Raw genomic sequence first — 7,190 nt, forward strand, 5'->3', positions numbered from 1 at the left:
CACGATCCCCGTACGGGCCCGGCCCACGCTCCCCACAGACTCGCCACGGGCCCGGCCCCCTCTGCACGATCCGCGTACGTGCCCGGCCCGCGCTCGCTCCCCGCAGACTCGCCACGAGCCCGGCCCGCGCTCCCCGCACGCCCCCTACGCGCTGCCACGCGCCCCTCCGCACGCGCCGAAGCCCCCTTGTCCGCCCCCGCGCCGACCCCATAGCCTCCGGCGGCCCGGCGGAATAGGCCCGCCATCAGCCGAGGGGGCAGCAGCCGTGCCGGACCGACCGACCGCCGCGATGGCGATGGGCGCCGAGGAGGCCGCGGCCGTGCTCCCTCCCGAGCCGCGCGCCCGGCTCGCCGCCCTGACCGATCTGCACCCCGACCCGCTCACCGGCCCGCTGGACGCCCCGGCGGCCCGTACGGTCCTGGCCCGCACCGACCTCCTCGTCACCGGCTGGGGCTGCCCCACGCTGACGGCGGACGTCCTCGCGCACGCGCCCCGGCTACGGGCCGTGCTGCACGCGGCCGGTTCGGTCAAGGCACTGGTCAGCGACGCGCTCTGGGCCCGTGGCATCGTCGTCTCGTCCGCCGCCGACGCCAACGCCGGCCCGGTCGCCGACTTCACCCTCGCCGCCATCGTCCTGGCCGCGAAGCAGGCCCTGCCGACGGCGGCCGGCTACCCCGCCGGCTGGCCCGCGTTCGGCGAGCGCCGTGGCGCCGACGCCCGCACCATCGGCATCATCGGCGCCTCCCGCATCGGCCGCCTCGTCCTCGCCCGGCTCCGCGCGTCCGGCCGCGGCCACCGGCTCCTGCTCCACGACCCGTACGTCCGCGAGGACGAGGCCGCGCGGCTCGGCGCGGAACCGGCCGCCCTCGACGACCTGTGCCGCGCCGCGGACATCGTCACCGTGCACGCGCCCGAACTCCCCGAGACCTACCGCATGCTGAACGCGCGTCGGCTCGCGCTCATCCCCGACGGCGGCGCGGTCGTCAACACCGCGCGCGGCTCCCTCGTCGACACGGACGCGCTCACCCGCGAATGCGCGACCGGCCGCCTCTCCGCGTTCCTCGACGTCACCGACCCCGAACCGCTCCCCGCCGGCCACCCACTGCTCGCCCTCCCCAACGTGCTGGTCACACCCCACATCGCCGGGGCGCAGGGCAGCGAGGCCCGCCGCCTCGGCGCGTACGCCGTCGACGAGGCCGCCCGCTATCTGCGCGGCGAACCCCTCCTCGGCCGCCGCACCGCCGCCGACCTGCCGCGCCTGGCGTGAGGGGGTGGCGCGCGGGGTGGCGTGACGGCCCGTCGGACACACCCCCACCTCACCCCGGCCCCACCCGAACTCACCCCGAGCCCTCTCCGAACCCGCTCCGGAGCCGACCCCGAACTCCCCCGGAAATCCCGCTCCGAGCCTGCCCCGACACGCCCTCCCGTTCGGCGCAGCAAAACGCGGCATGACGACCCGTCACCTGTGAGCCTTGTCGGATCGAAGGCTTGGCGAGGCGTCACCGGGCCGCGAGGAAAGGGCATTCCATGACCGAGCAGCGCGCGAGCGGACGTACCCGGACCGCAAGAGCGGCCACGGGGCTGCTGATGTCCATGGGGCTGCTGACCCCCATCGTCTGGGCGGCGAGCCACGACGTACGCGCCGCCCCCGCGACCGCTCCAGCCACCGGCCCCCTCCTCGCCCCCGCCTTCGCCGCCGCCCTCGACCTCGGTCAGTACTCGCCGTTCTGGGTCGACCCGCATAGCCAGGCGCGTCAGCAGACCCGCGAGATCGCGAAGCGCGGCCGGCCGCGCGACGCGGCCCTGCTGCGCCGGATCGCGGACCGGCCCACGGCCGTCTGGCTCACCGAACGGGACCCGGCGGACCACGTGCGCCGCGCCACCGAGGACGCCACGCGGTCCGGCCGCATCCCGGTGTTCGTGGCGTACAACATCCCCGGCCGCGACTGCGGCCAGTACTCCTCGGGCGGCGCGGCCGACGACGACGAGTACCGCCAGTGGGTCGGCAGGATCGCCGACGGCATCGGCGACCGCCGGGCCGTCGTCATCCTCGAACCGGACGCCGCGCCCCAGGCCGCGACCGGCTGCGACGGCCAGGCCCGCCTCGACGCCCGGACCGAGTCCGGCTCCGCGGCCGGCCTGCGCCCCGCGCCCGGCCCCCGCTCCGACCGCCGCGCGCTGCTCGCCCACGCCGTACGGACGCTCAAGGCGCGGCCGGGCGCGGCGGTGTACGTCGACGCGGGCAACGCCGGGTGGATCCGCGACGTGCACCAGATCGCCGACGTGCTGAAGAGCGCGGGCGTCAACGCGGCGGACGGCTTCGCGCTCAACGTCTCCAGCTTCCAGACCACCCGCGCCAGCCGGGAGTACGGGGACCGGCTCTCCGCCGCGCTCGGCGGCGCCCACTACGTGATCGACACCAGCAGAAACGGCAAGGGGCCCGTACCGGAGAACGCCAACGGCAAGGACTCCGGCGAGCCCTGGTGCAACCCGCCCGGCCGGGCCCTGGGCACGCCGCCGACCACGAGGACGGGCAGCCCGATCGTGGACGCCTTCCTGTGGATCAAGCGCCCCGGCGAGTCCGACGGCGCGTGCCGCGGCGGCCCGCCCGCCGGTCAGTGGTGGACGGAGTACGCGCTCGGGCTGGCCCGCGAGGCGATGAGCGACTCGTACCCGGGCGTCCTGGGCCAGGGCGACGACGATGACCAGCCGGCCGCGAACCCGAGCACGGACGCGCGCGACTAGGACTCACTACGAACGGGCGGCCCCCGGTGCGCACATCACCACCGGGGGCCGCCCGCGCCCTATCCCCACTGAACGCGGCTCAATACGCCGTCACCGCACGTGGACCCACCGCGCCTGCGACGGCGTGCCCCGCCCGTCCGTGATGAAGAGCATGTACCAGCCGCGCGGCACCAGCGCCTGGTCCCGCGGCACCGTCACCTTCAGCCTGCCGCCGTGCCGTTCGGTCGCCAGCGCGATGGAGCGCTGCTCGACGTCGGTGGCGTGGGTGACCGCGCTCGGCCGCATGAGCCGCGCCTTCTGTACGGAGGCCTTGGCCGGAACGGCGAACTCCGCCGAGCCGCCGCGCCGCACCTCCGTCGGCCCCGCGCCGAGCTTCGGCCGCGTACGCCCGTACAGATACGGCGGGGTGTAGACCTCGATGCGCTTCTCGAAGGCGGCGACGGTGGTGTTCGCCCGGTCCGCGAAGAGCGGGTTGGAGCCGAACACCGCGATCCGCCCGTCCGGCAGCAGCATCGCCTCGGAGTGGTAGTCCCGCCCCACCTCCGGGTCGGCGGCCGGCCGGAACGAGCGGCGCGCCGGGTCGTAGAACTGCGCCTTGTGGATGTCGCTCGCCCCCTTGCCCCGGTAGTCCTTCGAGCCGCCCGTGGTGAAGACGGAGTCGTCCGGCGCGAGCACGGCGTTCAGATACCGGGTGCCCCGCCCCAGCCCGGGCCCGGGGCGGAAGACCGGATCGTCCTCGGAGAGGTCCGCGACGGCCGTACGCCCCGTGGAGCGGTGCGACTCGCCGACGCCCCCGCCACCGAAGATCATCACCTTCTGGCGCTGGGCGGGCGGCAGCAGCACGGACGTCGACGTCTCGGTCTGGTCGTTGTCCCGCAGCCCCGGCACCGGCTTGAAGGTGTTCGCGTCCGGGTTCCACAGCCCCGGCCGCCGGCCCTTGTCCGCGGGCCCGTACCCGGCGTTCGACCCCGAGTAGAAGAGATTGCCGCCCTTGGTGAGGAAGAGCGCCGGATAGGTCGGGAAATACCGGTGCGGCCCGGTGGACCACTTCTTCGACTTCGGGTCGTAGATCTCGTTGTCCCCCGGAATGATCTCGCCCATGTCGTCGAGCCCGGATACGGCCAGCACCTTGCCGTTCTTGAGCGTCACCAAGGTGGGGTACCAGCGGGCCTCGGCCATCGAGTCGACGGGAATGTACCGCTCGGCGATCGGGTCGAACTCGTACGCCTCCTTCAGCCCCTGGAAATCCTTCTTGTCCAGGCCGAGCTTGGTGGCCAGACCGTAGTGGTTACGGGCGTCCGCGCCCTTCTCGCCCACGATCTCGTACTGCGCGGCCGCGTTGGCGATCCCCTTCTCGCCCTTCGCCTTGGCCTCCACGAAGACCCGGGCCTGCCCGGCGGTGACGGTGACCTTCGCCTTCTTGCCCTTCCCCCGCTTGGCGAATTTCTTCTCCGCGCGGGGCACGAGGACATTGACCTGGGAGACGTACTCCTGACCGCTCGGCCCCCGGAACACCGTGCCCTTGGGGAGCGTCTTCGGGGCGTCGGGGTCCTCGTTCTTCACGACCATCGCGCCGCCGGCCCGCGTGACATCGCCCTCCAGCTTCTCGTACCGCGCGGTGCCGCCCGCCACGAGGAGATTGCCGTCGGGGAGCTGCGCGTGCCCGCCGCAGAACATGTCCTTCGGAGTGTCGATCTCCTTGAACGTGTTCTTGACCGGGTCCCACAGAACGCTCTGGAACGTGCCCGCCTTGAAGTTCTTCTCGTCGTTCCCGGACCCCGCGATCAGCAGCACCTTGCCGGTGTGCAGCAACGCCGCGTGAATCGCGTTGATCTGGTACTGCTTCGGCACGTCGACCAGATCCCAGTGGCCGTAACGCGCCATGTACTCGGGCTTGTTGATCGTGTAGTCGTGGTACGCGCTCTCGGCGAAACCATAAACGGCCGGGGCGTTCATGCCGCCGAGCACCACCACGGCCGCGGCGCCGAATGCCAGCTTCCGCGTGCGTGAACTGGGACGGTACTTCACTGCGCTCCTCCCTTGCCCGCTGCTGTCTCCTCGCGTCCCGCCCGCCCCGCCATCGCCGGAACCCGATTACTGCTCGTCTGCGATTCCCCCATCCGGCTCCCCCGGCGCGCTTTTCCCGGCATGCTCCGCGCCCCCTCATCCCCCGCCGCCCCGATGCCCGGCGTTCCGATGCCCGCTGCCCCGCCGCCCGCTGCCACGGCGCCCGGTCCCGCGTCCGCCTCCGCCCGCTGCCGCTCCTGGCGCCGTTGCCGTACGAGCGCGAGCAGCCACAGCGCCGCCGGGGCCAGGGCGATCACCGTGGCGATCACCGCCCAGGTGACCATCGCGACATGGGTATGGCCGAGGAATACGGAGGCGACGACCGAGCCGCCGAACAGGGCCGCCCATCCCAGATGCGTGGAGAACGTCCGGACCCGGTCGGGGCTGGCCGAATCGCCCTTCGAGGTGACGACGAAACCCGCCTTGCGCCGCAGCACCGCACCGACCAGCGAACGCGCGTACAGGGGCGCCGCCAGCGCCGACATCGCCATCCCGGCCGCCCCCGAAGAACCCTCCGGCTCATGCGGGCTGACATTGTGCCGGCGATTCCACAGATAGAGGCCGATCTGCAGCGCCGCGGCATCGCTGTAGAGCATCATCCACATCTGCGACTCGATACGGATTCCCGAGGCCCCGAGCCCCAGGAACAGCGCGCAGGACACCCCGCCGAGAATCCAGTTCACCGCGGTCATCGGGTAGTACGTGACGAGCAGCCCGTAATTGAGCAGCCGCCCCGGCGACAGGGTGCGCGCCGCCCGCCAGAACTGCCGAAATAGGGTCTCGTACGTGCCGCGGCTCCAGCGCAGTTGCTGATTGAAGAAGTCCGTCCAGGTGGAGGGCCCTTCCCCCACGGCCAGCACATCGGGCGTGTAGACCGAACGCCACCGCTCCCCCGTCCGCGGATTGCGCTGCCGGTGGATCTCCAGCCCCGTCGCCATGTCCTCGGTGATCGAGTCGAACAACCCCCCGACCTGCCGGAGCGCGCTCACCCGCACACAGTTGTTGGTCCCGACGAACATCGGGGCCCCATACGCGTTCCCCGCCCGCTGAATGAGCGCGTGGAAAAGGAACTGCTGGCTCTCCGACGCCTTGGCCACCGTGGAGTCGTAATTCCCGTACACCTGCGGACCGACGACGAACGCCACATCCGGATCACGGAAGTAGCCGAGCATCCGCTCCAGGAATTCCGGCAGCGGCACATGGTCGGTGTCGACACAGGCCATGAACTCATAGTCCGAACCGTGCGCGTCGAGCCACGAGTTGTAGTTGCCGTGTTTGGTCTTCGCCCGAAAGGCCCCGCTGGGCTGGTTCCACTTCTCCACGCCCTTGCGCGAGAAGTGCCGGACCCCCAGCTCCGCGCACATGCGCCGCACGTCCGGGTCGTTCCCCTCGTCCAGCAGCCAGACGTGCAGCGTCCCGTCGTGGCGCAGCCGCGTCGCGCCCTCCAGCGTGGCGCGCAGCATGTCCATCGGCTCCTTGCCGGGGACGAAACTCGTCAGGAACGCCACCCGGGTGCCGGACTCGGCGGTCACCGGAATGGGGTCACGGGCGACCAGCGTGGCATGGGCGTTGGAGACGACGTTGACGAACCGGAACGTCTCCAGGAGCCCGATGGAGACCAGCATCACCCAGTCGGCCGCGGTCTCCCAGCCGGCGACATACGGCCGGTGCACCCAGTGATCCGGCCGGACCAGCCACACCAGAAGCACGAGGGAGACGATGGGCGCCGCGGTCAGCAGCAGCGCGGTACGCACCCGATGCGCCCCACGCCCGAGAAGGCTGTGATAGCGCACCCGGTACGGCGCGTCACCCGTACGGTCGGGTTCGGTGAGCGGTCCCGCCAACCGGCTGAAACGCTCATAGTCATAGCTCTGACCGTGGCCTTGGCCCCGTGCCGCCTCCTGGCCGCCCCCATGGGCAGCGGCAGGAGCCGGGATGCGCCGGCGCTGAGGGTCCTTGTCTCGGTGGGCAGTTCTCTGTGTGGTGGGCACGGCATCCCCACGTCCTTCTCCTGCCCCAAATGGGCAGAAAATAGAATAATGGCGAAGGAAAGATAACGAACCTGACCGACCATCAGGACGTAGGACGAACCCCCGGCGTGGCGTGAGTCACACGAAAGGCCGTAGAACGTCTGACCGACCATGGACCACCGCGCCGGCCGACCACCGGACCCGCTCCACAGCTCCCCCAGGGGAGGCGAGCCGGAGCCACCCCTCAGCTCTCAGCCATTACCCCGTGAACGCAAAAATGCCGGTGTCCCGGACCATCACTGGTCCGGAACACCGGCTAAAAATTGTTCGGCGGCGTCCTACTCTCCCACAGGGTCCCCCCTGCAGTACCATCGGCGCTGAAAGGCTTAGCTTCCGGGTTCGGAATGT

The 7,190-nt window shown here is 71.7% G+C and carries 4 protein-coding genes and 1 rRNA gene; 2 read left to right on the top strand and 3 right to left on the bottom strand.

Features of this window, described 5'->3' with window-relative positions:
* Window positions 1–295 precede the first annotated feature (295 nt).
* Both IF55_RS11195 and IF55_RS11200 read left to right on the top strand, forming a co-directional pair.
* Window positions 296–1,267: a hydroxyacid dehydrogenase gene (locus IF55_RS11195; RefSeq protein WP_037967328.1), complete on the top strand. Its 972-nt coding sequence runs from the start codon at window positions 296–298 to the stop codon at window positions 1,265–1,267.
* 260 nt (window positions 1,268–1,527) lie between these two features.
* Window positions 1,528–2,745: a glycoside hydrolase family 6 protein gene (locus IF55_RS11200; protein WP_063763948.1), complete on the top strand. Its 1,218-nt coding sequence runs from the start codon at window positions 1,528–1,530 to the stop codon at window positions 2,743–2,745.
* 90 nt (window positions 2,746–2,835) lie between these two features.
* Here IF55_RS11200 and glxA read toward each other — a convergent pair whose 3' ends face one another.
* The 3 genes from glxA to rrf all read right to left on the bottom strand — a co-directional run.
* Window positions 2,836–4,773, bottom strand: a complete 1,938-nt coding sequence (gene glxA / locus IF55_RS11205; RefSeq protein WP_030892333.1) for a radical copper oxidase GlxA — start codon at window positions 4,771–4,773, stop codon at window positions 2,836–2,838.
* Window positions 4,770–6,803: a glycosyltransferase family 2 protein gene (locus IF55_RS11210; RefSeq protein ID WP_078644111.1), complete on the bottom strand. Its 2,034-nt coding sequence runs from the start codon at window positions 6,801–6,803 to the stop codon at window positions 4,770–4,772. The genes glxA and IF55_RS11210 overlap by 4 nt, the downstream gene beginning before the upstream one ends.
* Window positions 6,804–7,107: 304 nt before the next feature.
* Window positions 7,108–7,190, bottom strand: a 5S ribosomal RNA gene (rrf, locus tag IF55_RS11215); the annotation flags it as partial.

It is taken from the genome of Streptomyces varsoviensis (genome assembly GCF_000718635.1).
Lineage (GTDB): Bacteria > Actinomycetota > Actinomycetes > Streptomycetales > Streptomycetaceae > Streptomyces > Streptomyces varsoviensis.

Bases quoted from the DNA above. Each gene is read 5' to 3' on its own strand.
- IF55_RS11195 (WP_037967328.1), top strand. From the start codon at position 296: ATGGGCGCCGAGGAGGCCGCGGCCGTGCTCCCTCCCGAGCCGCGCGCC.
- IF55_RS11200 (WP_063763948.1), top strand. From the start codon at position 1,528: ATGACCGAGCAGCGCGCGAGCGGACGTACCCGGACCGCAAGAGCGGCC.